Origin of the sequence: Salinivibrio sp. IB282, assembly GCF_001995685.1 — a bacterium.
GTDB classification, from domain to species: Bacteria; Pseudomonadota; Gammaproteobacteria; order Enterobacterales; family Vibrionaceae; genus Salinivibrio; species Salinivibrio kushneri.
Genome location: NZ_MUET01000043.1, coordinates 1 through 25,829 on the forward strand (window position 1 = coordinate 1; position 25,829 = coordinate 25,829).

29 protein-coding genes are annotated in these 25,829 nt (G+C 51.6%); 10 read left to right on the forward strand and 19 right to left on the reverse strand.

What is annotated here, in order from left to right:
- Positions 1-193: 193 nt before the first annotated feature.
- From tusB to fkpA, 5 genes are all read right to left on the reverse strand, one after another.
- Positions 194-484: a sulfurtransferase complex subunit TusB gene (gene tusB, locus BZG14_RS09885; RefSeq protein ID WP_158011742.1), complete on the reverse strand. Its 291-nt coding sequence runs from the start codon at positions 482-484 to the stop codon at positions 194-196.
- 10 nt (positions 485-494) lie between these two features.
- The gene (gene tusC / locus BZG14_RS09890) at positions 495-851 is read right to left on the reverse strand and encodes a sulfurtransferase complex subunit TusC (protein ID WP_077459368.1); all 357 of its coding nucleotides are present in this window, start codon (positions 849-851) and stop codon (positions 495-497) included.
- Positions 852-858: 7 nt separating this feature from the next.
- A complete protein-coding gene (gene tusD, locus BZG14_RS09895) occupies positions 859-1,251 on the reverse strand; it encodes a sulfurtransferase complex subunit TusD (protein ID WP_077459366.1) in 393 nt (130 codons plus the stop codon).
- Positions 1,248-1,937 carry a helix-turn-helix transcriptional regulator gene (locus tag BZG14_RS09900; RefSeq protein WP_077459364.1) on the reverse strand — a complete coding sequence of 230 codons (690 nt, stop codon included), beginning with the start codon at positions 1,935-1,937 and terminating at the stop codon, positions 1,248-1,250. Before BZG14_RS09900 ends, tusD begins: the two co-directional genes overlap by 4 nt.
- Positions 1,938-2,096: 159 nt before the next feature.
- Positions 2,097-2,882 (reverse strand): FKBP-type peptidyl-prolyl cis-trans isomerase, encoded by a 786-nt coding sequence (fkpA, locus tag BZG14_RS09905; protein ID WP_077459362.1) that lies wholly within the window; start codon positions 2,880-2,882, stop codon positions 2,097-2,099.
- A 126-nt stretch (positions 2,883-3,008) separates the two neighbouring features.
- Between fkpA and BZG14_RS09910 the strand changes: the two genes are divergently transcribed.
- Both BZG14_RS09910 and BZG14_RS09915 read left to right on the forward strand, forming a co-directional pair.
- A complete protein-coding gene (locus BZG14_RS09910; RefSeq protein WP_077459381.1) occupies positions 3,009-3,992 on the forward strand; it encodes a WD40 repeat domain-containing protein in 984 nt (327 codons plus the stop codon).
- Between the two features lie 12 nt (positions 3,993-4,004).
- Positions 4,005-4,226: a SlyX family protein gene (locus BZG14_RS09915; RefSeq protein ID WP_077459360.1), complete on the forward strand. Its 222-nt coding sequence runs from the start codon at positions 4,005-4,007 to the stop codon at positions 4,224-4,226.
- Between the two features lie 52 nt (positions 4,227-4,278).
- Here the strand turns inward: BZG14_RS09915 and slyD are convergent, their stop codons facing one another.
- Genes slyD through kefG form a run of 4 tightly spaced genes read right to left on the reverse strand, consistent with a single transcriptional unit; the run spans position 4,279 to position 7,407 of the window.
- Complete coding sequence (gene slyD, locus BZG14_RS09920) at positions 4,279-4,770, reverse strand: peptidylprolyl isomerase (RefSeq protein ID WP_077608657.1); 492 nt, start codon at positions 4,768-4,770, stop codon at positions 4,279-4,281.
- 50 nt (positions 4,771-4,820) lie between these two features.
- Complete coding sequence (locus tag BZG14_RS09925; protein ID WP_046074780.1) at positions 4,821-5,024, reverse strand: YheV family putative zinc ribbon protein; 204 nt, start codon at positions 5,022-5,024, stop codon at positions 4,821-4,823.
- A gap of 9 nt (positions 5,025-5,033) precedes the next feature.
- Entirely contained in the window at positions 5,034-6,833 is a 1,800-nt protein-coding gene (kefB, locus tag BZG14_RS09930) for a glutathione-regulated potassium-efflux system protein KefB (protein WP_077608658.1), read from the reverse strand.
- Positions 6,826-7,407: a glutathione-regulated potassium-efflux system ancillary protein KefG gene (gene kefG, locus BZG14_RS09935; protein ID WP_077458654.1), complete on the reverse strand. Its 582-nt coding sequence runs from the start codon at positions 7,405-7,407 to the stop codon at positions 6,826-6,828. The genes kefB and kefG overlap by 8 nt, the downstream gene beginning before the upstream one ends.
- A gap of 197 nt (positions 7,408-7,604) precedes the next feature.
- Here kefG and BZG14_RS09940 point away from each other — a divergent pair, with 197 nt between their 5' ends.
- From BZG14_RS09940 to BZG14_RS09970, 7 genes are all read left to right on the forward strand, one after another.
- Positions 7,605-9,533 carry an ABC transporter ATP-binding protein gene (locus BZG14_RS09940; protein WP_077458655.1) on the forward strand — a complete coding sequence of 643 codons (1,929 nt, stop codon included), beginning with the start codon at positions 7,605-7,607 and terminating at the stop codon, positions 9,531-9,533.
- 8 nt (positions 9,534-9,541) lie between these two features.
- Positions 9,542-10,018, forward strand: a complete 477-nt coding sequence (locus BZG14_RS09945) for a TIGR02444 family protein (protein ID WP_100297956.1) — start codon at positions 9,542-9,544, stop codon at positions 10,016-10,018.
- Complete coding sequence (locus BZG14_RS09950; protein ID WP_077485790.1) at positions 10,002-10,991, forward strand: hydrolase; 990 nt, start codon at positions 10,002-10,004, stop codon at positions 10,989-10,991. The genes BZG14_RS09945 and BZG14_RS09950 overlap by 17 nt, the downstream gene beginning before the upstream one ends.
- Before the next feature lie 128 nt (positions 10,992-11,119).
- A complete protein-coding gene (locus tag BZG14_RS09955) occupies positions 11,120-11,338 on the forward strand; it encodes a YheU family protein (protein WP_069361842.1) in 219 nt (72 codons plus the stop codon).
- Positions 11,339-11,394: 56 nt separating this feature from the next.
- Positions 11,395-12,264, forward strand: coding sequence for a phosphoribulokinase (locus BZG14_RS09960; protein ID WP_069361843.1), 870 nt, complete (start codon positions 11,395-11,397; stop codon positions 12,262-12,264).
- Between the two features lie 249 nt (positions 12,265-12,513).
- Positions 12,514-13,146 carry a cAMP-activated global transcriptional regulator CRP gene (gene crp, locus BZG14_RS09965; RefSeq protein ID WP_002535199.1) on the forward strand — a complete coding sequence of 211 codons (633 nt, stop codon included), beginning with the start codon at positions 12,514-12,516 and terminating at the stop codon, positions 13,144-13,146.
- Positions 13,147-13,276: 130 nt separating this feature from the next.
- Positions 13,277-14,143 (forward strand): hypothetical protein, encoded by an 867-nt coding sequence (locus tag BZG14_RS09970; protein ID WP_077458656.1) that lies wholly within the window; start codon positions 13,277-13,279, stop codon positions 14,141-14,143.
- Positions 14,144-14,212: 69 nt separating this feature from the next.
- Here BZG14_RS09970 and BZG14_RS09975 read toward each other — a convergent pair whose 3' ends face one another.
- The 9 genes from BZG14_RS09975 to rpe form a co-directional block, all read right to left on the reverse strand.
- Complete coding sequence (locus BZG14_RS09975; RefSeq protein WP_077608659.1) at positions 14,213-15,004, reverse strand: DUF1338 domain-containing protein; 792 nt, start codon at positions 15,002-15,004, stop codon at positions 14,213-14,215.
- 10 nt (positions 15,005-15,014) lie between these two features.
- The gene (astD, locus tag BZG14_RS09980) at positions 15,015-16,496 is read right to left on the reverse strand and encodes a succinylglutamate-semialdehyde dehydrogenase (protein ID WP_077608660.1); all 1,482 of its coding nucleotides are present in this window, start codon (positions 16,494-16,496) and stop codon (positions 15,015-15,017) included.
- 1 nt (position 16,497) lies between these two features.
- On the reverse strand, positions 16,498-17,520 hold the full coding sequence (gene astA, locus BZG14_RS09985) for an arginine N-succinyltransferase (RefSeq protein ID WP_069361847.1): 1,023 nt from the start codon (positions 17,518-17,520) through the stop codon (positions 16,498-16,500).
- A gap of 29 nt (positions 17,521-17,549) precedes the next feature.
- Positions 17,550-18,767 (reverse strand): aspartate aminotransferase family protein, encoded by a 1,218-nt coding sequence (locus BZG14_RS09990; protein WP_069361848.1) that lies wholly within the window; start codon positions 18,765-18,767, stop codon positions 17,550-17,552.
- Between the two features lie 367 nt (positions 18,768-19,134).
- Positions 19,135-19,710 (reverse strand): anthranilate synthase component II, encoded by a 576-nt coding sequence (locus tag BZG14_RS09995; protein WP_077458659.1) that lies wholly within the window; start codon positions 19,708-19,710, stop codon positions 19,135-19,137.
- A 92-nt stretch (positions 19,711-19,802) separates the two neighbouring features.
- Positions 19,803-22,145, reverse strand: a complete 2,343-nt coding sequence (locus BZG14_RS10000; protein ID WP_077608661.1) for an ExeM/NucH family extracellular endonuclease — start codon at positions 22,143-22,145, stop codon at positions 19,803-19,805.
- A gap of 199 nt (positions 22,146-22,344) precedes the next feature.
- Positions 22,345-23,358 carry a tryptophan--tRNA ligase gene (gene trpS, locus BZG14_RS10005; RefSeq protein ID WP_077458661.1) on the reverse strand — a complete coding sequence of 338 codons (1,014 nt, stop codon included), beginning with the start codon at positions 23,356-23,358 and terminating at the stop codon, positions 22,345-22,347.
- Between the two features lie 61 nt (positions 23,359-23,419).
- Positions 23,420-24,100, reverse strand: coding sequence for a phosphoglycolate phosphatase (locus BZG14_RS10010; protein WP_077458662.1), 681 nt, complete (start codon positions 24,098-24,100; stop codon positions 23,420-23,422).
- Between the two features lie 9 nt (positions 24,101-24,109).
- Positions 24,110-24,784 (reverse strand): ribulose-phosphate 3-epimerase, encoded by a 675-nt coding sequence (gene rpe, locus BZG14_RS10015; RefSeq protein WP_077458663.1) that lies wholly within the window; start codon positions 24,782-24,784, stop codon positions 24,110-24,112.
- Between the two features lie 150 nt (positions 24,785-24,934).
- On the opposite strand from rpe, the gene BZG14_RS10020 reads away from it, so the two are divergent.
- Positions 24,935-25,123 (forward strand): DUF2970 domain-containing protein, encoded by a 189-nt coding sequence (locus tag BZG14_RS10020; protein ID WP_069361854.1) that lies wholly within the window; start codon positions 24,935-24,937, stop codon positions 25,121-25,123.
- A gap of 21 nt (positions 25,124-25,144) precedes the next feature.
- Here the strand turns inward: BZG14_RS10020 and BZG14_RS10025 are convergent.
- The coding region (locus BZG14_RS10025) for a Dam family site-specific DNA-(adenine-N6)-methyltransferase (protein WP_077608662.1) at positions 25,145-25,829 on the reverse strand (685 nt) is incomplete at its 5' end.

Sequence of the window (25,829 nt, forward strand, 5' to 3'; positions counted from 1 at the left end):
GGTTAATAGTTGCCATTAAATAGCTCCTGATATTACTTAACGTATAAGTGTGAAAAATCTAGCCCCAATACAACAGGGACGCGAAATTTTAGGCGTCGGGGTATGGGGTGTCAAGATTTATACAGAGATCTTTGCATTGTTTGTTTTTCGAACAGCACGCGGGGGATTTTCACACACGACAAAGACTAGCCGATTACCATGTCATTTGCGTGACATGTTCAGCGCTCAAATCGAYCAATTGATGCATATCAATCAGCTCAGCACTGGGGTGTAGTTTCTCACCAAGCCCACGAGCGTCCACATCCTCTTTCAGCAAATAAACAGCATGCGTCTCGGTAAACAATCGGATTGCCCACTCGCTCCCCGCCACCCCGGCGACAACAGCATCACTGATCAAGACAATCGCACTGTTCGATGGCGCGTAGTCTAAGCACTGTGCCAAGGCTTGACGGCTGTATGGTGAGTGTTTGACCAGGTGAAGCACGGCCTTCTCCTTAAAAATGTAGAATGCGATCGCAGCCTGACAGCTGCGTTTTGATTTGCTCGACGGATAACGCTTGAGTCGACAGCACCGTAGACGTTTGCTCAAGTCCTCGTGCGGTCAACGAGGCCTGACAGGCATAAATCGCTTCGACATCACACAAGGGGAGCATTTTAAAGCTGGCGATATAGTCACGGCTCAAAATCTGGCTCGGTTGCTGCCCTTCAAGCAATTGAAAGACACCGTCGCCGATAAAAAACACCACCAAGTTGTCACAAAAGGCGGACGCAGCAAGCAGTGCATCAAGCCCTTCTCGGCCACTTGCGCTGCCATGAGGTGCCGAGGAAAAAACAAACCCTATTTTCATCACTGCCCTCTTAAAATTGCATCACACGGTCGGCGGTCAATAAAGCTTCCGCCAGCGCCCCAAGCCCCGCTTGGGAAAAGTCGGTTGCCAAGGTGCTTTGCGATAACCCATGTTGTGCCGCTTCCTGATCACTGATCACACCACGGCGCAGCGCCGCCGCCACGCACGTTTCCAGTTGCACCTGATGATCTCGCGCGAGAGTTTGCCACGCGCCCACCAAATCAAATTCATCATTTGCAGGGACAGTGCTCGCTGCCCCATTCAATACACCATCTTGATAGAAAAATACCTTACTGACTTGATGCCCAGCCTCTATTGCCGCACAAGCAAACTGATACGCGGTACGTGCCATTTGTGTGCCGTAAGCCGGCTCCGTGACCACTAACACATATTGCAATTTCATGACGCCGCCTCTTCGGTTTTACGTTGTCTAACGTAGAGGTACACCGTGTGTTTAGAGATATTCAGCCTAGCCGCGACCCGATTAATGGCATCTTTGATATCAAAAATCCCTTTATCATAGAGCGCCATGACGATTTGGCGGTTTTTGGTATTGTTAGACACTGTCTTATCCGCATTCACCTCTTCAACGGTTCGCTCGACCGTTTTATCCACCAGCTCTTCCACATCACTGGCAAAATTAACCGATGAGGCCGCTTGCTTCGCTTGGTCGTCGGGGATGAAGGCTTGCAGTACCTGAGAAAAAGGCGCGTCTAAATTGATATTGATACATAACAGCCCAATGATGCGGTTGTCCCCGTTACGAATGGCCACCGTGATTGATTTCATCAAGGTGCCACTTTTCGCACGGGTAAAGTAAGCGCGAGAGAAGTTGCGCTCGGAGCCCTCGATATCACGCAGCATGCGCAAGGCTAAGTCAGTGATGGGTGAACCCACCTGACGCCCGGTATTTTCACCGTTGGCGATTTTTATCGCCGACTTATTTAAATCGTCTAATGCATGCAGCACGATTTCACAGTGCTCACCAATCAAGGCGGCTAGCCCATCGACCACGGCCGAGTAGGACTGCAAGATAATGCTGTCTTGTTGGTTAAGTGGATTGGGCTCGATGAGCTCACTTTCCGTCATAATGTTCGCGCCAAAACCCTCTGTCGGTACCACGTACGCCTACCCTTATTCGACCATTTATCTTTATTGCTCTGCGCTCAGTTTAACAGAATTCCTATCTAAAAATGCAAAAAGCCCCGGCAACGCCGGGGCTGGTATCACGGGTCAAGACCTTAGCTTTTAGCCTTGGCTCGCGCTATCACCTTCTTTCGCATCATCTTTGATTTCGAGCAACTCAACATCAAATACCAAGGTTGAGTTGGCAGGAATCGATGCGGTGTCTTGGTCACCATAAGCCAGCTCTGGCGGTACAACAAAGGTAAACTTAGAGCCGACCGGCATCAGCTGCACCCCTTCAGTCCAGCCAGGGATCACTCGATTGAGTGGGAAAGTGGCCGGTTCACCACGATCGTATGAGCTATCGAATTGCGTACCGTCAGTCAGGGTACCTTTATAATGCACCACAACCGTATCTTCTGCTGATGGCTTCTCACCATCACCCATGCTATCGACTTTGTACAACAGCCCAGAATCAGTTTCTTTCACGCCTTCTTTCTGCGCGAACTCAGTGCGGTATTTTTCACCGTCAGCGATCGCGGCTTCTGCTTTTTCTTTTGCTTGTTGCTGGGCAAGCTTGGTCACACGCTGATCAAGCGATTGCAACGCCGACTGTGCTTGCTCATCGGTTAACTTTGACTCACCTTGAAAGACGTCTTGCACCCCTTGCAATACCACCTCTTTATCCAGCTCGAGACCAATTTCGGCCTGCTGCTCCAAGTTGGCGTTGAGGTATTGCGCCAAAGAAGCGCCAATCGCGTAGGCTGCTTTGTCGTCTTCGTTGGCAAACGCCGCTTCAGCTTGTTCAGCCGCTTGGTTGGTTTGCTCTACTTTTGCGTCTTCTTGTTGACAGCCGACGGCAAAGGCAACGGTTGCCGCGAGTAGCGACATCTTCATTACTGATTTCATTGGGTACTCCGTTGATGGTAAGGATTAATCCTCGTATTGTATTTACTGACGCATCCACCATGCGAAAGCCTGATTCTATCCATATACTCGTGGTTATATGGCTGCACACTCTGGAACTCAAGTATGATGCCCAAAATCCGCCACATTGTTGGCATTTTTATTCTGTTAAGCAGCCTAACGGGCTGCTGGCAGTCTGGCAAAGAAGCCCAGCGCTGGTCAATCCACCCTGAGGGCGCCACCAGCTTTAGTCTTAGCCGCGATGGCCGTTTTGCTTTACTCGCCTCGGACGAAACCGACATTGTGCTGTGGGATCTGGTCACCAATCAGCAGTTGGCGGAGCTAGGGCCGCAAGATCCCAATGCCAACCCTGTCGTGGTCAGCCATATTTCCGATAATAAGCGCTACGCTATCACCGCAACGGCACAAAACTTTGCCGTTTGGGATCTGGCTTGGAGCCAGTCTCAAGGACTCTGGTCTATTTCTGACGGCATCATCCGCGATGCCGCGATCAGCAACAATGGTGAAAAGCTGGTACTGGCCATGTCTAGCGGTAAAGCATTATTCATCGACTTAGGCACGGGAAGGCGCCTAGAGTTCCTTGCGCATCGCGATAAAGTCAATGCGGTCGCGATTTCCCCCAATGGTGCTTACGTTCTGTCAGGGGGGAATGACCATCATGCCTATTTTTGGGATACCGAGTCGGGGCAAATTATCAACGACTTCGCCTATGATCAACGGGTTAAGCAAGTGGCCTTGCATCGTGAAGGGCAATACGCGTTCGTCTCTGATGGCGGCAATCGCGCGGTGATTTGGGCTTTGCCCAGTGGTGAAAAGGTAAGTGAGCTGGATATTTTTGCTCGCCAAGCGATTTACGCCAGTGCCCGTTTTTCCGATGATGGCCGTCAGTTGGCCACAGGCACCCCCTCACAGCGGGTCGAATTATGGGACGTACAAAGCGGTGAAAACATTGGCCGCTGGCAAGCCTTGGCGCAACCAGACACTCGCCCACCTAGCGCAGTCGTGTATGATGTGGCTATCGACCCCACCGGGCGAGTGATTTCCGGGACATCAGCCGGTATCGCCCAAGCTTGGTTAACCGACGCGCAATAGCGAGAGAGCAGTATGAGCGAGATTGATAAGTTACAGCAGCAAATCGACGACCTGGAATATAAGGTCGCTTTTCAAGAAGACACCATCGAGCAGCTCAACCACGCGTTAACCCAGCAGCAGGGGGACATTGAGCGTATGACAGTGCAAATTCAATACTTAGTCAGTAAGTTAAAAAACATAGAGCCGGAAAACATTGCCAGCCAAGCAGAAGAAACCCCGCCACCACACTATTGATACGAAAAAGGCGCCATTCGGCGCCTTTCATTCACCACAGACGGATACCGTCTTAGTGGTCGTGACCACAGCTTTCACCGTCTTGGTGAATATGACCGTGAGACACTTCCTCTTCTGTCGCTTCGCGAACGTCAACCACTTCCACAGAGAAAGACAGGGTTTGACCGGCTAGCATGTGGTTAGCGTCAACTACCACTTCTTCACCATCCACTTCCGTCACTTCAACTGGGATTTGGCCTTGGTCCGTTTCTGCCATAAAGCGCATGCCCACTTCTACTTGGTCTACGCCTTGGAATACGTTAGCTGGTACGCGTTGTACCATAGCTTCTTGGTAATCACCGTAGGCTTCATCTGGGCCTACAGTCACGTCAAAGCTCTCACYTTTTTCGCGGCCTTCCAGCGCGTTCTCAAGACCTACAATCAGGTTACGGTGACCGTGCAGGTATTGGAGAGGCTCTTGTGCTGTTGATTCGTCAACAAGTGCACCATCTTCATTTTTTACTTGGTAAGCCAGGCTGACTACCACATCTTTTGCAATTTTCATGCTCGCTCCGAGACCGGAAGGTAAATGGACTGACGATGATAACGGATCCCCTACTCCGGTTTAAAGATCCCAATGACATTCTCTGCTGACTCGGCACCAGAGTGTGACTGTTGTGCCGAATCAGGCAACCGACTATCATGATAATCGCAGCTGACACACTCTACTTTGTCAATATTATTTTCGCGCCATACTCGTAACGTATCGAGCTGTTGGCACGCCGGGCACGCTGCCCCAGCAATGAAACGTTTTTTCACTTCAACACCTTACTCATCTCGATTCCAACTTTGGTGCCGCTCACTATCACCACGCATTTCTCGGTCAAAAATTTCTTCCAACTCTTTGCGTGCTTCTTTCGCTCGGGAGGCCGTCGCCAAGTCTTCGCTGTGTTGCGGCAAGAGATCTTGCAATACCCGCATATCCAGCTTACGAAATAAAATTTCGGCTCGCTTGGCTTTATACGGATGCATACCCAGTGACTCTAGCGTCTGCCTCCCGAGCTCAAGGGCCCCCAAAAAGGTTTCACGCGAGAATTGATCCACGCCCTGTGCCATCAATTGATAGGCCTCGACACGACTCCGCGCCCGCGCCATTACTTTAAGGTTAGGGAAATGGCGCGCACAAAGATCAACAATCTCCATCACTTCATCAGGCGAGTCGGTACAAATCACAATCGCTTCAGCGGTATGCGCGCCTGCCGCCCGTAATAAACTGAGCTGGGTTGCGTCGCCATAATACACTTCATAGCCAAAACGACGTAGCAGCTTAATTTGCGTCGGATCACGTTCTAATATGGTTACCCCAATTTTATTGGCGAACATCAACCGGCCTACCACCTGACCAAAGCGACCAAAACCGGCAATGATCACGCGCGCATCGGCCTGCTCAAACTGCCCTTGTGGTGGCGCTTCTTCAGGCTCATTAAACGTGCGAGCAAACCAGCGTTGTTGAAGCGTCAGCATTAAAGGCGTGGTCATCATCGACAAGCTCACCACCACCAACAAAAACGCGTTTAACTCTTGGTCAAGTAAGCCCTGGCTACGCGCTGCATTGAAAATAACAAACGCAAACTCTCCCCCTTGGCTGAGTAATACCGCCATTTGACTGCGCGCTTTTGGCACCACCCCAAAGGCACGCGCCAAGCCATAAAGCAGCAAGGTCTTCACCAAGATCAACGCCGCGACCGCTCCCAGTATGGCCAGTGGGTAGTCGAGCAATAGACCGAGATCAACGGTCATTCCCACTGCAATAAAGAACAGCCCAAGCAACAAACCTTTAAAAGGCTCAATCGCGGTTTCTAATTCATGACGGTATTCACTTTCCGCAAGCAATACGCCCGCAAGAAACGCCCCCAGCGCCATCGATAGGCCTAACGCTTGCATCGCCAGGGCAATCCCGATCACCAAGGCCAGCGAGGTCACTGTAAATAGCTCGGTGACGCCGCTCATGGCCACTAAACGAAACAGCGGACGCAGAAGGAAATGACCGCCCACCAGCAAAATACCAATGCCGACAAACATCCATAATACGTCGAGCCAACTGCCAGCACTGCCACCGGCCAACGCTGGGATCACAGCCAGTATCGGGATCACGGCGATATCTTGAAATAATAAAACGGCAAATCCAGATTGTCCGGTTTCGCTGCGCATTAAACGTTGGTCTTCGATGATTTTCATCGCAATCGCGGTAGAAGAAAGCGCCAGCCCCGCCCCGATCACCACGCCTTGTGGCAACGTGAGCCCAGCGAAGATACTTAATGACCCTATCACGATCCCGGTCAGCACCACTTGGCTACCACCAAGGCCGATAATAGGGCGCCACATTTTCAATAGCTTTTTAGGGTTAAGCTCCAAGCCAATCAGAAAAAGCAGCAGCACCACGCCAAATTCGGCAAAATGGAGAATCGCATCCACATCACGGACCAGGCCCAGCCCCCAGGGCCCGATCACTATGCCTGCCAGCAAATAGCCAAGCACCGAGCCCATACCCAAGCGCTGGGCAAGAGGAACCGCAATCACCGCCGCCAATAAAAAAACAAAGGCCACCGATAAGAGGTTGTTATCCATCCTCGCCTCCTTGGTGCGCCAATGGGTCAGCGAGCCAATCGGCATAAATCTCAGCAAACGCTTCGCGATCGGCATCGCCAACGCGGCGCGCCCAGTGCAAGACCAACGGTGGGATCCAATCCATCCGACATAATGAGGCGGTTAACTCAAAAGGCTGCAGTAGCTCGGCCATCGAATATTTGTTGTAACCTTGTTGACTAAACGCTTCGGCCGCTCCCCCGGTGGTCACCACAAAGCGGCAGGTTTTACCGGCCAACGCATCCCCGCCTTGCCCATGTGCAAACCCTTTCCCGAGCACCACATCTATCCACTCTTTCAACAGCGCCGGACAGGAATACATTTGCAGTGGATGCTGAAAGACCAACACATCGGCGTCAGTGACCAACGCGCGCTCATGATGGACGTCCACCACAAAATCCGGGTAGGCGGCGTAAATATCGTGCACGCTGACATGGGCCAGCGGCGTAATGGCCTCAATTAAACGACGATTGGCAACGGATTCATCGGGGTCGGGGTGAGCAAAAATCACCAGTACCTTGGGAAGAGAGGGGCTTTCAGCCTTATCTCGGGGCATAGGCTTCCTTGTCTTATGATTATGGTCAGAACGCAATCTGTTCATTTATTCCGTGTTTTTAACTTTAACACACAAACATGCCCCGTCTGTGTCTGACCAGTGGGATGACGCGGTAGAATTTGGCAATCCCGGTATCAAGCTGGTATAACGACCGCGCGACAATGCGCACCCATCAACCCGAGACAGACTGAGAAATCATGATTCGCTTCTCCGATATTCAACTGCTTCGAGGGGGTAAGCCCCTGCTTGACCACACTTCTGCCACTATCTCACCGGGCGACAAAGTCGGTCTGGTGGGCAAAAATGGCTGTGGCAAATCGAGTCTGTTTGCCTTGCTGCGCCATCAATTATCGTTGGATGCCGGCCATTGTGACTACCCGAGTCAGTGGCAGGTAGCATGGGTGGCGCAAGAAACCCCCGCGCTCGACAAAAGCGCGCTCGAGTACGTGATTGATGGCGACAGCGAATACCGCGCGCTACAGCAAGCCCTACGCGACGCCGAAGCCCGTGATGACGGTAACGCGGTGGCGATGTTACACGATAAATTGGATGCCATTGGTGGTTATACCATTGAAGCGCGTGCGGCCAGCTTATTAGATGGTTTGGGCTTTAGCCAACCACAAATCCACTGGTCACTCACCCAGTTCTCAGGTGGCTGGCGAATGCGGCTGAACTTAGCACAAGCGCTATTATGTCGCTCTGATCTATTGTTGCTCGATGAACCCACTAACCACCTAGATCTCGATGCGGTCATGTGGCTAGAAAAATGGCTACAGCAATATCCAGGTACCTTGGTGTTGATCTCTCACGACCGGGATTTCTTGGATCCTGTTGTCAATCGCATCATTCACATCGAGCATCAACAGCTCAATGAATACACGGGTAATTATTCCGACTTTGAGCAAATGCGCGCGCAAAAATTGGCCCAACAACAGGCGCAGTACGAAAAGCAACAAAAGCAAATTGCCCACATGCAATCGTATATCGATCGCTTTCGTTACAAAGCCACCAAGGCCCGCCAAGCGCAAAGCCGGATCAAAGCCCTTGAGCGGATGGAGAAGGTATTGCCCGCGCAATACGATAACCCGTTTAGTTTTACCTTCTTCACGCCGGACGCCTTACCCACCCCCATTTTAATGATGGACAAAGTGGCGGCGGGTTATGATAAGACACCTATTATTGAAAACATTCGCCTTAACCTGGTACCGGGGGCACGCATTGGCTTGCTGGGGCGCAATGGGGCGGGTAAGTCGACCCTGATTAAACTCCTCGCGGGCAGCTTACCCGCCATGGCCGGTGAATTAACCTATTCACAAGGGGTGAAAATTGGCTACTTTGCCCAACACCAACTCGATACGTTGCGCATCGACGATACGCCACTTCAGCACCTAAACCGGTTAGCCCCCACCACCGCTGAGCAAACCTTACGTGATTTTCTCGGCCGGTTTGGCTTTCAAGGCGACAAGGCGCTCGAGCCCATCGGGCCCTTCTCTGGAGGCGAAAAAGCCCGCTTGGTGCTCGCCTTATTGGTATGGCAAAAACCGAACTTACTGTTACTCGATGAGCCAACCAACCATCTGGACTTGGATATGCGCCAAGCGCTGACACTCGCCTTGCAGTCTTACGAGGGTGCGATGGTGATTGTCAGTCACGATCGCTTCTTGCTGCGCGCCACCACCGATGACTTGTATTTGGTCGACAATGGCGCAGTGCTACCCTTTGATGGAGACTTGAACGATTATCACCGTTGGCTGACCGATCAACAGCGCGCTGATCGCGCTGAGAGCAAAAAACAAGCGGCCGCGGAGAAAACGGCGCCGCAACAAACACAGGTGGATCGTAAAGCACAAAAACGCCGCGATGCCGAGTTACGTAAGCAAACCGCGCCTTTGCGGAAAAAAATTGACAATCTCGACACACAGATAGAACAACTCTCTGCCATTATCTCTGACGCAGAAAATCAGTTGGCGGACCCCGAGATTTACCACAGTGATAATAAGGCGCGGCTCACGGCGCAATTGCAACGTCAAGCGGATGCTAAATCGACGCTCGAAGAGGTGGAACAAGAATGGATGGAGCGACAAGAAGAGCTGGAAGCCCTGGAGGCGACATTCAATCAGGACTAACCCCTGGGATGGCGAATCCCGCCGACCTGTGGCAGTTTTGTTTACATCATTATGGCAAGCCCGAGGTAAAGCAAGCTTGCCTCAGGCTGCAAGACGAGCACCAAGGCAACGTGAATCTTGCCTTGTTACTCGCCTGGATTGAACAACACGGCTATGGGCTTGCGCCCGAGAGCCTCACACAACTGAAGCATGCGTTAAGCCGCTCTGAGCATTTGCTTATTGCCTATCGTCACCTTCGGCGAGAGTTGAAGCCGCGGGTCGGCAGTGGGCAGTACAAAAAAATGCTCAACTTTGAGCTCAGTTTAGAAAAATTCCAACAGCAAGATTTAGTCGATGCCCTCAATCGTCAAACCTGGCTCACGGACACCGCCTCTCCTCTCGCCTACTATTGCCGTCAGCTGTCACCATCAGCACGCAACCTATATACATCACTGAAGGTGACGCCCGCCGAGGAAGAGGGAAGCAACCATGATGACACCGTTTAAACCCATTCCCAGCGCGCGGAACGCGCACTTACAAACCTTGTTGCCTCGCTTTTTGCGTCGAGCCCCGCTTTTCACCCCTCGCTGGCAGCAATTTGATCTGCCTGATGGCGATTTTGTCGATCTGGCATGGACACATCAGCCGCAGCCTGGACAGCCGATTGTTGTTTTATTCCATGGCTTAGCAGGCAGTTTCGACAGCCCCTATGCCAACGGCTTGCTCGCGGCCTTCCAACGCCAAGGTTGGTGCGGCGTGGTGATGCACTTTCGCAGCTGCAGTGGCCGCCTTAATCGTGCCGCGCGAACCTATCACTCGGGAGAAACCCAGGACGCGCGTGCCTTCTTCACCCATTTACGTCAAACCTATCCAAAGAGTCAAATTGGCGCAGTCGGGGTCTCTTTGGGGGGGAACATGCTGGTGCGTTACCTGGCGGACTATCACGATGATCCCATCGTGGCCTGTGGTTGCGCCGTGTCGCCGCCACTTGACCTTGCCGCTTGCTCGATGCGTATCCAACAAGGCTTTTCCCGTATTTATCAAGCCTATTTGTTGCGCTCGATGCGCCAAACCCTAGCGGAAAAACTCACACGTCATCAGCAAGTGGGCCGATGGCACGCGGGGGAGCGCCCGACGATAAAAACCTTGTTCGAGTTTGACCAAACCGTGACTGCCCCGCTTCATGGCTTTGACGATGCGCACCATTATTATCACGCCTGTAGCGGCCTTTCCGTGCTTAATACCATTAAGACACCGTTGGCCATCATTCATGCCAAAGACGATCCTTTTATGACCGACGCGGTGATCCCAACCTCCCCATTACCCGCGAACATTGACTATCAACTCACTGAGCATGGCGGCCATGTTGGCTTTGTCGCCGGTAGTTGGCGCCAACCTCAGTTTTGGCTTGAGCAAGCGGTGCCTGGCTGGCTCGCCGCTTATTTGCCGCATGAGTCACTGAGTAAGTCGGCGCGTTAGCACCGTCAAAGGAAGCAAAGAGAACCACTGCATTGACTGGTATGATCGGGTAAAATGCGAGCTAATTCACAACATTCACATCAGGCATCCGAGGATGCCATCCTGAGATCACTAAAAGGTGATGTAGTATGATGGTTCCATGGCAGTCGATTCCTGACGAGACGCTGACAGCGTTAATCGAGCACTTTGTGTTACGGGAAGGAACCGATTATGGTGAGCAAGAAGTCAGCTTTGCACAAAAAGTGGATGATGTTCGCCAACAATTGCAATCCGGGGACGCCGTGATTGTATATTCCGAGTTGCACGAGACAGTGGATATTCGTCGTAAAACAGCACTCGGCTCTTAGCATCGCAGTACACGCCGTATCGCGATACAAATTCAGACTGAATGACAGGGCGCGTCATGTCGGCTAAACATCCTATTATTGCGGTCACCGGCTCATCAGGAGCCGGTACCACCACCACCTCGGAAGCCTTCCGAAAGATGTTCCAGATGATGAACATCAAAGCGGCCTGGCTAGAAGGGGATAGCTTTCATCGCTTTACCCGTCCTGAAATGGACGTCGAGATCCGTAAAGCACGTGAACAAGGCAAACATATCAGCTACTTTGGCCCCACGGCCAACGATTTCCCGCGGCTAGAGCAGTTTTTCCGTGAGTATGGTGAGCAAGGCACCGGGAAATATCGCCGCTATTTACATACCTTTGATGAAGCGGTGCCCTATAACCAAATGCCTGGCACCTTCACGCCATGGCAAGACTTAGCCGACAATACCAATGTATTGTTTTACGAGGGACTGCACGGCGGAGTGGTCGATGGTGATGTCAATGTTGCACAGCATGTCGATCTCTTGATTGGAATGGTGCCGATCGTCAACCTAGAGTGGATTCAAAAATTTGTCCGCGATACGCGCGATAGAGGCCACTCTCGTGAGGCGGTGACCGACTCGATTGTGCGCTCAATGGATGATTACCTGCACTACATCACCCCGCAGTTTTCTCGCACCCATATCAACTTTCAACGCGTGCCGACGGTAGATACCTCAAACCCATTAAATGCCAAAGGTATCCCGTCTTTGGATGAAAGTTTTGTGGTGATCCGCTTTCGTGGAATGAAAAACGTCGACTTCCCTTATCTGTTGCAAATGATCACCGGGTCGTTTATGTCACGGCATAACACCTTAGTGGTACCGGGAGGAAAAATGGGCTTTGCGATGGAATTGATCATCCGTCCATTGATCCAACAATTGATAGAAAAAGGCAAGATTGGCTAAGGCGTAGCGCATCCATGATGTATTACTTCTCAAGCCGTGATCTTAGCCACGTTTTTGCCAGATTTTTAGGCGGTTGGCCTAGATCAAAATCAAGAAATCACCAACAAAAAAAGATACACTCTTGTTAACATACAGTGAGCTTGTAGCCCGCGTTCAGACTTCGTATTCTGTGCAATGATCTGATGGGTTACCCCTCAGACAAAGATAGGACGTTGTTGCCGGGCAACACATGCAGAGGAAATAAGTTATATGGTTCCAGGAAAACCTCAAACAGACCCTACACTCGAGTGGTTCCTTTCACATTGTCATATTCATAAGTATCCGTCTAAAAGCACGCTTATCCATGCAGGTGAGAAGGCGGAGACCTTGTATTACATCGTGAAAGGGTCTGTGGCCGTACTGATCAAAGATGAAGAAGGCAAGGAAATGATCCTGTCTTACCTTAACCAAGGTGACTTCATTGGTGAGCTCGGACTTTTCGAAGAAGACCAAGAGCGCACTGCTTGGGTGCGCGCTAAATCACCGTGTGAAGTGGCAGAGATTTCATTTAAGAAGTTCCGCCAGCTCATTCAAGTGAATCCTGACATCTTAATGCGCCTGTCTTCACAAATGGCGCGTCGTTTGCAGGTAACGAGCCAAAAGGTCGGGGATCTCGCCTTCCTGGACGTCACAGGCCGCATCGCGCAAACCTTGTTGAACTTGGCTAAACAGCCGGATGCCATGACACACCCTGACGGTATGCAAATTAAGATCACTCGTCAGGAAATTGGCCAAATCGTCGGCTGTTCGCGTGAAACCGTGGGACGTATCCTCAAAATGCTGGAAGAGCAAAACCTCATTTCCGCACACGGTAAAACCATCGTGGTATACGGCACACGCTAATTGCGCCGCTCTCTGTATCACCAACCGACGCCCTGGCGTCGGTTTTTTTATCTCCGCTTTCTGGCAAGCGTCTGGATAACTTCTACACTCAAAACGATATGGTTAACATAAAACTAACAAGGTATCGTTTATGAAAAAACTCATGGTTTCTCTCACCGCCTTGGCGCTCTCTGTGCTTTCAGCCCATGCCGTGTCCAATACCACAATTGTGCACCCCGAGCCACGCGCTGGGTCGGCGCTTGATCTCTATGCCATTGAGCTGATTGAGTTTCTTGCCGAAAAATCAGGAGAGCCTGTCACCTTGCAAGCTTTTGACGGCCAAATTGGCTCTCAGTCTCGTAAGGTGGAAATGCTCAAGCAAGGCAAGCTCACTATCGACTGGCTGGGTGCCGACCGCACGCTGGAATCTGAACTGATCCCCATTCGCTATCCCGTGTTTCGTGGTCTACTCGGCCATCGCCTGTTTATTACCAACCAAACCACAGAGCCCCAACTCGCTCAGATAAGTAGCGCGGGTGATTTGCAGTCTCTTACCATGATTCAGGGACAGGGCTGGGCCGACGTCAAGGTGCTCAACTCAGCGGGATTTCGCGTACGCGAAATATCGAGCTTTGAAAATATTTTCAAAGTGGTTGATACAGGTCGTGCTGATCTCTTCCCGCGTGCCTTGATTGAGCCTTTTAGTGAATTAGCCGAGCGGCCACAATACGGTAATCTGTTAGTTGACCCGCACCTGATGCTGATCTATCGCTTCCCGATGTTCCTGTTTGTGTCTCCGCAACATGCTGACGTCGCCGACATGTTGAATGGTGCTTTTGAAGCGGCATACCAAGACGGATCATTTATTGAGTTTTTCAACAACGCTCCGCTGGTCAAAGAAACGTTTGAAAAAGCCAACATTGATGAACGCACCGTGATCCGGGTCGATAACCCGCATTTAAGCAACGAAACACAAGCGATTCCAGACACGTATTGGCTCGATATCGAGGCTGAATAGACGATAAAAAAGGGAGCATAGCATACGCTCCCTTTTCCCTATGATGTCGATTAAGCGATGTGTGGCGCACTAATGGGTGCTTTCAAAGATTTTGTCTGCCGAGGCAGCCACAAAACCTTGGTAAAGCTCACCATTGGGCAGAACATAACGCTTAGCAAACTCATAAAAACCACCCGGGATGGTTTGCGTGTCATCAGAAAAAGCAACTGGCACGCGATCCGCCATGGTGGAGGATTGCTCCAGATACACCGACGCGTCACCTTTGACTTCCCCGCCTGACTCGTTAATCGCAAAGCCATTGTCGCGCAATTGGTTATTCACCGAGAGGCAATCATCATGCGCATTCAGCTGATTCACACTCACGGTAAAATGGTTGGCACCATAACCGTGTGCCGCCACCCAAGACGCATATTCACTCTCTTCGGCAAGTGTTTGATAGGTTGCCCAGTCAAGATCCCACAAGCGACCCTGATGGAGAAAGTCACTGCCTGTGAGTGACGACGCATCAACTTGTGCCACCAGCTTCTCAACAATCGCCTGAAGCGCGGGCGAGCATTGCTCGACCATCAACTCACTAATAAAGACTTTTGGCATCAGAGGATCGGGGTGCTCAAAATGGCAGGCGTTGAGCTTTTTCGCTTCAAAGGTATAGTCCCCTTTTTGCTGATAGCCTAACGCCAGGAAGGGGCGCGCCAATACCTCAAGCCCAACCTTGGGTAATCCAAATGTCCGCAAGGCAATATGATYATTGATCAAAGGCTGCCCTTCTTCTAACAAGGCATGCACCTTGTGTGCTGATGGGCACAGGCGGTTGATGTAGTCCTGCCACAGTTTGTCGAATAACGCTTGGCCACTGTCCATGTTGCTCTCCTTAGTCCTGTTGCGTCGGTATACCGGGGGCGAACGTCTCGGGCAGCACTACCTGCTGGCCCTCCATGGAGGCCATGGGATAAGCACAATAGTCTGCCGCATAATACGCGCTAGGGCGTAAGTTCCCCGACGCGCCTGGCCCACCAAAGGGTGCATCGCCACTGGCTCCGGTCAATTGACGGTTGCGGTTAACAATCCCGGCACGAATATGGTYAAGGAAATATTGCCATTCCCCATCGTCTTCACTGATGAGCCCAGCAGACAACCCATAACGGGTGTCATTGGCTTTGGTCACCGCATCGACCATATTCTGATAGCGCTGCACTTGCAGCAGCGGACCAAAATACTCTTCATCCGGCAAGTCTTGGATACCACWGACATCCAAGATCCCTGGCGAGATCACCGCATCATGCTGATGTTCACACTCAATCACCGGCTTCGCGCCGAGGTCGACCAACTTTTGCTGTGTGGCCAAAATACCTTCCGCCGCTGCCACTGAGATCTGTGCGCCCATAAACGGGGCCGGATCATCAAACTGGCCGCCCACTCGCACGGTTTTTGTCCATTGTGCTAGGCGCGTTAAGATCTTGTCACCCACTTCTCCCTCAGGCAGCAGCAGGCGGCGTGCACAGGTGCAACGTTGCCCCGCACTGAGATACGCGGACTGAATGATGGCATAGACGGTGGCGTCTAAATCACCAAACTGATCACTGACCACTAGGGGATTATTTCCCCCCATTTCTAGCGCCAACATCTTATCGGGCTGACCGGCGAACTGGCGATGGAGGATATGGCCGGTATTGGCGCTACCGGTAAACAACAAACCATCAATGCCTCGGGCTTGCGCCAGTGCCTCACCGGTATGACGGCCACCTTGCACCAAATTGATAAGGCCATGCGGCAGCCCCGCCTCTACCCAATATTCCAGCGTTTTCTCCGCCACTTTTGGCGTTAGCTCTGAGGGTTTAAACACCACACTATTACCGGCCAGTAATGCGGGAACAATGTGGCCATTGGGCAGATGACCCGGGAAGTTGTACGGACCAAAAACCGCCATCACACCTAACGGACGGTGACGCAACACAGYTTGCGTGCCATTGACGTCCTTCTCGCGGGATCCTGTTCTCTCGTGGTAAGCGCGCAATGAAATCGCCACTTTGCCTACCATGGCACCGACTTCGGTTTTGGTTTCCCAGAACGGTTTGCCCGTCTCTTCAGCAATAGTGCGCGCTAAATCATCGGTATTCGCTTTTACTATCTCGGCAAAGCGTTCAACCAGCGCTTGGCGCTCGGCAAAGTCGGTATTTCGCCAACGGAGGAAGGCCTCACGAGCGGCACTCACCGCTTGTTCAACCTGAGGGCGCGTCGCTTCTTCACCTTGCCAAATACATTGACTATCAAAGGGATTTTGCGAGGTCATTACCTCACCCTCGCCTTTGACCCATTCACCGTTAATCAGATGGCCTGCTGATTGCGTTGTCATCTTATCCCTCCATGGCAATCAAACGCAGCTGATCGCCTTCTTTTACATTCAATGCGTCTGCTACCGCGGGGCTAATCACTACCTGATTGGTTTCATGATCGACCGCCGCTTTCGCCGCCGTGGCGCGGAAACCGGCAAACTCCGTGTTCGATATTAAATAGTCCTGCGCGCTGCTGTGCTCTCTGACGCTTGCCGAGGCGTTGAAAGAATGACGCACGGATTCGATATTGTGACGTAAGCATTCTACCGTGGGGCCGGCATCAAAGATGTCGACATAACCTCGGCACGAAAAGCCCTCTTTTTCCAACAAACGCAGTGCTGGACGGGTATTTGGATGCACTTGCCCAATGACAGCACGTGCTTCTTCACTGAGTAAGCTCACGTAAATCGGTAATTTTGGCATCAAGTCGGCAATAAAGCCCTTGGCCCCAATCCCGGTGAGGTAGTCGGCCAACGTGAAGTCAATGTTGAAGAAGTTATCCTTCAACCATTGCCAAAACGGCGAGTTGCCGTCGTCATCCGACACGCCACGCATTTCTGCAAACACCACGTCTGCGAAACGCTCGGGAAATTGTGCCAACATCAAGAACCGACACTTAGATAAAAGCTTGCCGTTTAGGCCGCCACGAAACTCAGGGCGCATAAATAAGGTGCAGATCTCTGTGGTGCCGGTGTAGTTGTTGCCAAACGTCAGCACTTCCACAATGTTGTGCACATTCAATTTACGCGACGAGTGCACCACCTTAGTCAGGTGGTAACTGTAAAATGGATTGTCGAGACCAATCGCGGCTTCGATACCTGTTGTTCCCGCAATTTCGCCGGTTTCTAAATCTTCAGCGACCATTAAATACCCTTCCGGGCCAGGTTCAGTCACCTTTTTGGCAAAACTTTCTAACGAATTATCAATTCGCCCTTGGAGCAAATCGGCATCTACCGGCAACGAGGTAAACCCGTGGCCGGACGCTTCCGCACACAACATCAGTGCATCAAAATCTGATGCACGGATAGGCCGAATAACTAACATCTCAAATCCCTCCGAGTGTATGAGGTCGCTTATCCTGCAACAACCTTCGCAATCGCGCGCTCCAGGCGTGCCATCCCTTCTTCAATATCGGCTTTGGTAATCACCAATGAGGGAGTAAACCGCACCACATTTGGGCCGGCGACTAATACCAACAGGCCTTCTTCACCCGCGGCAACCAGAATATCACGTGCACGGCCTTCCCAGTCTTGGTTCAGTGCCGCACCGAGTAGCAAGCCTTTGCCACGGACTTCACTGAAAATGCCGTACTTATCGTTAATCGCTTCTAAACCATCACGGAACCATTGCTCGCGCTCCATCACACCGTCTAAGACGTCAGGCTTGGTCACTTCATTGACCACCGCTTCTGCCACCGCACACGCCAATGGATTACCGCCATAGGTGGAGCCATGAACACCCGGCTTCATATGTGCCGCGAGACGTTCGGTGGTAAGCATGGCACCAATGGGGATACCGCCACCCAATGATTTAGCCGTCGCCAGAATGTCTGGCTCGACCCCTGATTCTTGATAGGCATAGAAGGTACCAGTACGGCCATTGCCAGTTTGCACTTCGTCAAATATCAGCAACGCATTGTGCTTATCACACAGCTCGCGCACGGCCTGCAAAAAGCCTGGCTCTGGCGGCACGATCCCACCTTCACCTTGCAATGGCTCCATCATCACCGCACAGGTGCGATCGGAAATATGGTCAGCCAATGCGGCAATATCGTTGTAAGGAAGGTGGGTAACATCGCCAGGCTTTGGACCAAAACCGTCAGAGTAGGCAGGCTGACCGCCCACTGTCACGGTAAAGAAGGTGCGACCGTGGAAACCTTTGGTGAACGCGATAATTTCACTTTTGTGCTCGCCGTGCTCCTCTTTTGCCCAGCGGCGCGCCAGTTTAAGCGCTGCTTCGTTGGCTTCGGCGCCTGAGTTCGCGTAAAACACGCGGTCGGCAAAGGAAAGCTCGGTGAGGCGTTTGGCGAGGCGCAACGCGGGCGCATTGGTCATCACATTGCTCAAGTGCCACAGCTTTTGCGCTTGCTCAGTCAGTGCATCCACCATGACCGGATGACAATGACCTAAACAGCTCACCGCGATACCACCGGCAAAATCGATATACTCTCGACCTTCCTGATCCCAGATACGCGACCCTTTACCATGATCCGGGATCATCGGCATTGGGTTGTAACATGGCACCATGACTTCGTCGAAGAGTTTACGTTCTACTTTGTGCTCCATTGTCATCACTCAATCCTTCTGTGTTTTATCTATGACGCATAGTATTTACATTATTTTAACTGCAGCAATAGCAGATTATGTTTTGTTTTCAGCAGGGTAACCGAACTCATGCAGTTTACAGAGATAGTTATGCATAAACTGTGAGCAGGGAGAAGCGCAGAGCAAGCAAGGCTATGATGCCAAATAGGCAAGACTGAAGGGAGAGAATACCCAGGCTGCATAAGGTTGCAGCCATTGATAAGGCAGTCAAAAATCGCGAAATGTAAAATTAGTGATAAAGATCGCGATTTAGTGCAATACTGTGTAATAGCGCACGACTGAGATGGCCCCAAGTCATGGCGCTTAAAACGGTCGTGACCTTTAGTTGACGGGGTTATTGTTGGAGAAAGTTGGCCAGTAACGCATGCCCCTCTTGGGTGAGAATGCTTTCTGGATGAAATTGTACCCCTTCCACCGCCAGCTCTCGGTGTTTTAACCCCATGATGATTTCGCGCCCATCCGCCTCCGTGGTGGTCGCTGTTACCATCAAACAAGCAGGTAAGCTGTGTGGATCCACCACTAAGGAGTGATATCGCGTGACAGTAAGCGGGCTTGGCAAATGCGCAAAGATACCTTGTTCTTTGTGGTCGACGGGCGATGTTTTACCATGCATCACTGCCTTCGCGCGTATCACCTTAGCACCAAATACTTGCGCCAGGGCTTGGTAGCCTAGACAAACACCTAAAAGGGGAACCTTTCCCGCAAAGTGCTCAATCACCGCCAGCGAGATCCCCGCCTCATCGGGGGTACAAGGGCCTGGCGAGACCACGATATGCGTGGGCGCCATCGCCTCTATCTCCGCCAAGCTAATCGCATCATTGCGTTTGACGCAAACAGACGCGCCCAATTCACAAAAGTATTGATACAAGTTATAGGTGAAAGAATCGTAGTTATCGATGATAAGAAGCACTGTGCTCGGCCATGCGATTGAAAACCGGCATGATGCTAACACAGTGCTTATAGAGCGTCATCCTAGCGTGAACCTGGGACGATGCTTATTGGTTAACGGTTTAACTGACAGCGAAAGCCAGTGTATGTCMCTGTCATCGGCGTATCGGCAGGCGCACGACCACAATAGACAGGGAACAGCCCCAAGGCTTTTACCGACACCGCGATACGATCATCTGCGGTTAACTCCAAGGATTGAACCAAAGGACTGGCTTGGTTGAACGTGCGCGTCGCGCGCCATTTCATCCACGCATGAGCCGGGCTTTTTTGCCCATTAAGCAGCGGTACAATGGGTAAAATGCTGCGATTGTTCACGGTCACAGAAACAGGCACCACAGGCTCTGGGTAGTCAAGCGAGATCAAGACAGGGTCGTGATCAGAGGATGAGAACACATTGTCCGATTTCACCAAATCGCCGGTATATTTGCGGCTATATTCAAACAGCGTGCTTTCTACCGAGTTAATGTGCCACTCTTCCACGCCAACCACTTTGCTCGCCAAGCTGGCATTGGCCAAAGCATGATCCAAGGCACCCAGCTCACCCGAGAACGAATATGAATAGGCTTTGTCCCCTAGCCAGTCGGTGGCCAAATTGGTATACCCCAATCCCTCTTCCACCGGTTGGCCGGTTGCATGCATAGGCACACCACGAATTTCGGTGCCCGCAGCGGTGAGAATGTCGCGCTGCCCCTCGCGGCGCTGATAGTCCGTCAGCACACGAACAGGATCTTCTTTGGCGTACGCATTTAGGTCACCCAAGATCAGGACATCGCCATCCACGGTGTCTAATCGCTCACCTAATGCTACCGCCGCCGAGACGCGGAACTCATTGCAACGCCCCTGCAGATCAGCCGTTTCACTATCAAACTCGCCGGCAATCCAATCTTCATAACAGCCCGAGCCCTTTGATTTAAAATGATTCACCACCACACTCAGAGGTTGATCATTGACCATAAAGCGTTGGATCAAGCTATCACGCTGGTATTTGTCGAGTGTCTTGGTTTCTCCGTCTGGGCTTTCGCCACTGATATGCTGTTCCGGCATTGGGATAGCCTGAGCATCACCTGCTAATGCGACTGTCGCCGGACGATAAATCATGCCTACCATGATGGCATCAGAGCCAAAGTAAGCGCCTTGGGTTTTCTCCGCCTCACTCGGCTCAACAAATTGGTAGTGATCACGGGGATCTGCAAACTGGGCGTTAAGTTGAGTCACCAGATCATCGATGGCACTACCCGCTGCAAATCCGTTATTTTCAATCTCCATCAGCCCAATGATATCAGCATCCATTGCCGTCAACGCGTTAACGATTTTCGCGCGTTGCAGTTCAAACTCAGCCGCCGTTTTTGCCCCGCGATTACAGCCGCGGTTTGCATCGGCATCCGCCTGATCCTCGCAAGTGACATTGAGTGGGCCACCGACTGCACTGGCGCTAGTAAAGTAGTTAAGCACATTAAAGCTCGCGACCTTAATATCTGTGCCTGGTACCGTTTTAGGCGCCGCTTGACGGTCATTGCGATGCACAATATCCCCAGCGGTGATGGTGTTAGTCGCCACCAGACGATACTGGCTGTAGCTATAGCCCAGCACACCACTTAACCGTTCGATGCGATCGCCAATCCGCAAATAGCCTTGCTCGGCATCGAGGCCAGGGAAGTACGGGATCTCGCCATCTTTCGCTTTTTTATCGGTTTCAATATAAAGCTGGTTTTGGGCATTTTTCTCTGCCAGCGCCTCAGCACCTGGTGTTAACGCTGGATGCCATTGTGTCGGTTTATACAAAGGGGCCTGATGCGATAACACCATGTTGTTACGGAACGCATCGTAATCAAAACCGAAATTACGGGTGATCACTAATTCACTGTCAGCGTCCATGGTCACCTTCATGCCTTCATAGCGCTCCAGTGCCTGATCGAGGGTTTCCTCGGCCCCTACACGGATAGCAGTGGGTAGCACGTCACCTTGGTAAGCCCCCTTTGCTACCTGCCCGTCCGTGACACCTAGCTGGGTATGGCCGTAGTACTCTTTAATTTTCCCGCTGGCACAAAGCGTATCACCGGGCACCAAGTCTAAGTCTTGCGCGTCACGCAAATAGACAAACAATCCGTCGGACGTTGCCGGGTTACCATCGCCTTGCGGATCTTGAATCCAGACCCCTTTGTATAGGCCTTGGGTGATCGCCGTCACCACCCCTTGTACGGCATAGGTTTTGTCTGAGCTATATTGGCCATCTGGGACGAGCGGGCTCCGTGCACCATCACCTTGAATGGCATAAATGGGGGTCGGGGTGGTCACCCCACATTGGTAGTTCTCGGTAAGTGGCGCTTTTGCCGCCGCGGGCAGTGCAATCCCCGCCATTACCAGCGCAAGCGGTGACCACATCATTGGCTTTTTCATACCTGTTCCTTCACGTAATTGAGTGTTTACTCGAAAATCGAGTGTATTATTCATGATAGGTACAGGATATGACGTGATATGAATCGCACCGGAATCAGCGATTATTGATGAAGTAATTAGAAGTGAGAAGCTGGTTCAGTTATGTTAAAAAAAAGCAGCGAGCTTTCACCCGCTGCTTTTGCCATCGTTTAGTGACGTGCTATACGCGAGGAACAAAGCCCACTGCATCATAGACTTTGCACAATGTCTCTTGCGCGCGCGCCGAGGCATGAGCAGCCCCTTTTTGCATCACACTATCAAGCAATGCGCGATCGGCACGGTACTCGTGATAACGCGCTTGCAACGGCTCAAGCATAGCGACCACCGCGTCTGCGGTATCCTTTTTCAAATGCCCGTACATCTTGCCCTCGTAGGCTTGCTCGAGCGCGTCAATCGACTCACCCGTGGCGCCCGACAATAATCCAAGCAGATTAGACACCCCTGGCTTTTGCGCAATATCGAAACGCACCCGTGGTGGCTCTTCGGAGTCAGTCACCGCACGTTTAATTTTTTTCGCGATCACTTTAGGGTCTTCCAGCAAACCAATCACATTGTTGCGATTATCGTCCGATTTAGACATTTTTTTGGTCGGATCTTGCAGGCTCATGACCCGGGCATTGACGTCGGGTGTATACGGCTCTGGGAGCACAAATACATCGCCATAACGATTGTTAAAGCGAGTCGCCACATCACGCGCCAACTCCAGGTGTTGCTTTTGGTCATGACCAACGGGCACCTGGTTGGTTTGATACAAAAGAATGTCTGCCGCCATCAATACCGGATAACTAAATAATCCCGCGTTAATGTTCTCAGCATGGCGCTGCGACTTATCTTTGAACTGGGTCATCCGGTTTAGCTCACCCATTTGGGTGTAACAGTTAAGGACCCAGCTCAGTTGCGCGTGCTCAGGCACGTGTGACTGCACAAACAGGTTACTTTTTTCTGGGCTCACCCCCACCGCCAAGCAAAGGGCTAAGGCATCAAGCGTGGCTTCGCGTAACGCGTCAGCATCCTGGTGGACGGTGATCGCATGTAAATCCACCACGCAATATTGGCAGTCATAATCATCTTGCATCTGTTCCCACTGACGCAACGCGCCCAGATAGTTACCAATACTTAGCTCGCCAGAGGGTTGCACACCACTCAATACAATGGGTTTTGAAGGTTGACTCATGATGATTTGATTCCTTTACATATTGCCCGTGGGGGCGGTCTTAATTTACTTATTAAACGCGTTATACGGAGTGGTTAGCAACCACAGAACCTAACTCACTAAACTGATCCAAGATATAGGTAGGTCGGCTGTCACTGATAGGCTCGCCATAGTTGTAGCCATAGGTCAGGCCAACGGAGGCGAATCCGGCATTCTGGGCCGCTAAAATATCATTTTTTGAATCACCGACCATCAACATCTGGGCATTGGTTAATCCGTGCTTGTCGCGAAGCAGGTGTAGGCCTTCAGGATCAGGCTTGCTGGTCGATAAACTATCGCCGCCGATCACATCGGTAAATAATTCGGCCAGGCCTAAATCCGCTAAAATGGCCGGCACAAAGGCGTAGGGCTTATTGGTGACCACCCCCAGTTGATAACCTTGCTGGTGTAAGTGGTTCAAGGTGTCTTTCACCCCAGGGTACAACACCGTCTTTTCGTGCCCATTGTTTTCATAGTGGAAATTGAAGCGCTCTCTGGCTTGTGCCACCAAGGCTGGGTCTAAATCGGGATCGTGCGCGTGGGCGCGCGACAAGGCGCGACGGATCATGATATCGGCACCGTTGCCAATCCAGCCGGTCACCTCGGCCACGCTCACTGTGGATCGGTCCAAATCCGCCAGCATCATCTGTAGCGCTTGGGTCAAATCTGGCACGCTATCAACTAAGGTGCCATCTAAATCAAATGCAATATAACGCAGGCTCATACGACTTCATTACCTTTCTACTTTTGCCAGTTCGGCACGCATTTCATCAATGGCAGCCTTGTAATCCGGCTGACCAAAAATGGCGGAGCCCGCCACAAACATATCTGCGCCGGCCTCAGCAACATCCGCGATGTTGTTCGCTTTCACCCCACCATCGATTTCGAGACGGATGTCTCGACCGCTGGCATCAATACGCTCACGCACTGCCCGCAGTTTATCAAGCGTGGTAGGAATAAATGACTGACCGCCGAACCCCGGGTTGACCGACATCAGCAAGATCATATCCAACTTATCCATCACATAGTCAAGATGGTGCAAGGGGGTGGCCGGGTTAAAGACCAGACCCGCTTTCATGTCATGCTCTTTGATCAGTTGTAACGTGCGATCGATATGCTCGCTGGCCTCGGCATGAAACGTCACCATACTCGCGCCAGCTTTGGCAAAATCCGGAATAATCCTGTCGACGGGTTTAACCATCAAGTGGACATCAATGGGGGCGGTAATGCCATAGTCACGTAACGCCTGACAAACCGGGGCACCAAAGGTGAGGTTGGGGACATAATGATTATCCATCACATCAAAATGGACCACGTCCGCCCCCGCGGCGAGCACCTTGTCCACTTCTTCACCCAGTCGCGCAAAATCAGCAGACAAAATCGATGGCGCGATCAAAAAATCCTTCATAGCACGGTCGCCTCAATTACCAAAAAGTTGCCGCAATTCTACCCGATATTGGCCGTGAAGTCTTACCCGTTCGCGGTTTTCTCATCGCTGACACTGACAAGTTATCGTCGCTTGACTAGAGTAAACAGAGGCGCCAAAAAAGGAGGCATCATGGATAAAAAACCTAGGCTCATTGACGTTATGAAAAGCGTCATCGCGGCATTATTTGGCGTCCAATCGCAACAAAATCGCGAGCGAGATTTTGGCCATGATTCGCCGGCGGCGTATATCATCACCGGTGTGGTGATGATTGGGATCTTTGTCGCCGCTTTGCTGGCGTTAGTCAGTGTGTTGGCCTAACGGTCGGGATGGAGGGAAACGTTACTGCTTAGAAGATGGCGGAGCGAACAGTGCCAGCAACTCATCCACTTTATTGCGACCTTGGCCATTACGGCTGATGGTGCGTTTCACTTTCACGACATTAAACGACGCGCCACGGTATAGGCGGCGGGTGTAAGGCGTATCATGATTAGAGATAAGAACCGGGACCCCTTGGCTGACAGAGGCCTGCTCAGCCTGTTCGGCCAGTAAGGCTTGATCGTCCAGCGTAAAGCCATTGGTGGCGTAGGTGGTAAAGTTTGCCGTGGCGGTGAGCGGCGCATACGGCGGATCACAGTAAATCACGTCGCCTTTGCTTGCTCGGGCAAAGCTTTCCGCGTACCCCTCACACACGAACTCTGCCCGTTGCGCTTTTTCGGCAAAAACCGCCAGTTCTTTTTCCGGAAAGTAAGGTTTTTTGTAGGAGCCAAAGGGGACATTAAAGCCACCCTTTTTATTGTAGCGACACAAGCCATTGAAGCCGTGACGATTCATATAAAGGAAAAACAGCGAACGTAAGTAGGGATCCGTGGTGAGATTAAACTCGCGGCGCACATCCAAATAACGCTCTTTTTGGTTGTACTCTTGGCAGAAAAACGCGCGCGCATCCGTCACAAACCGCGATGGCGTTTGTTTTATAATGTTGTACAAGTTGATCAGATCAGGATTGATGTCCGCCAAGATATAG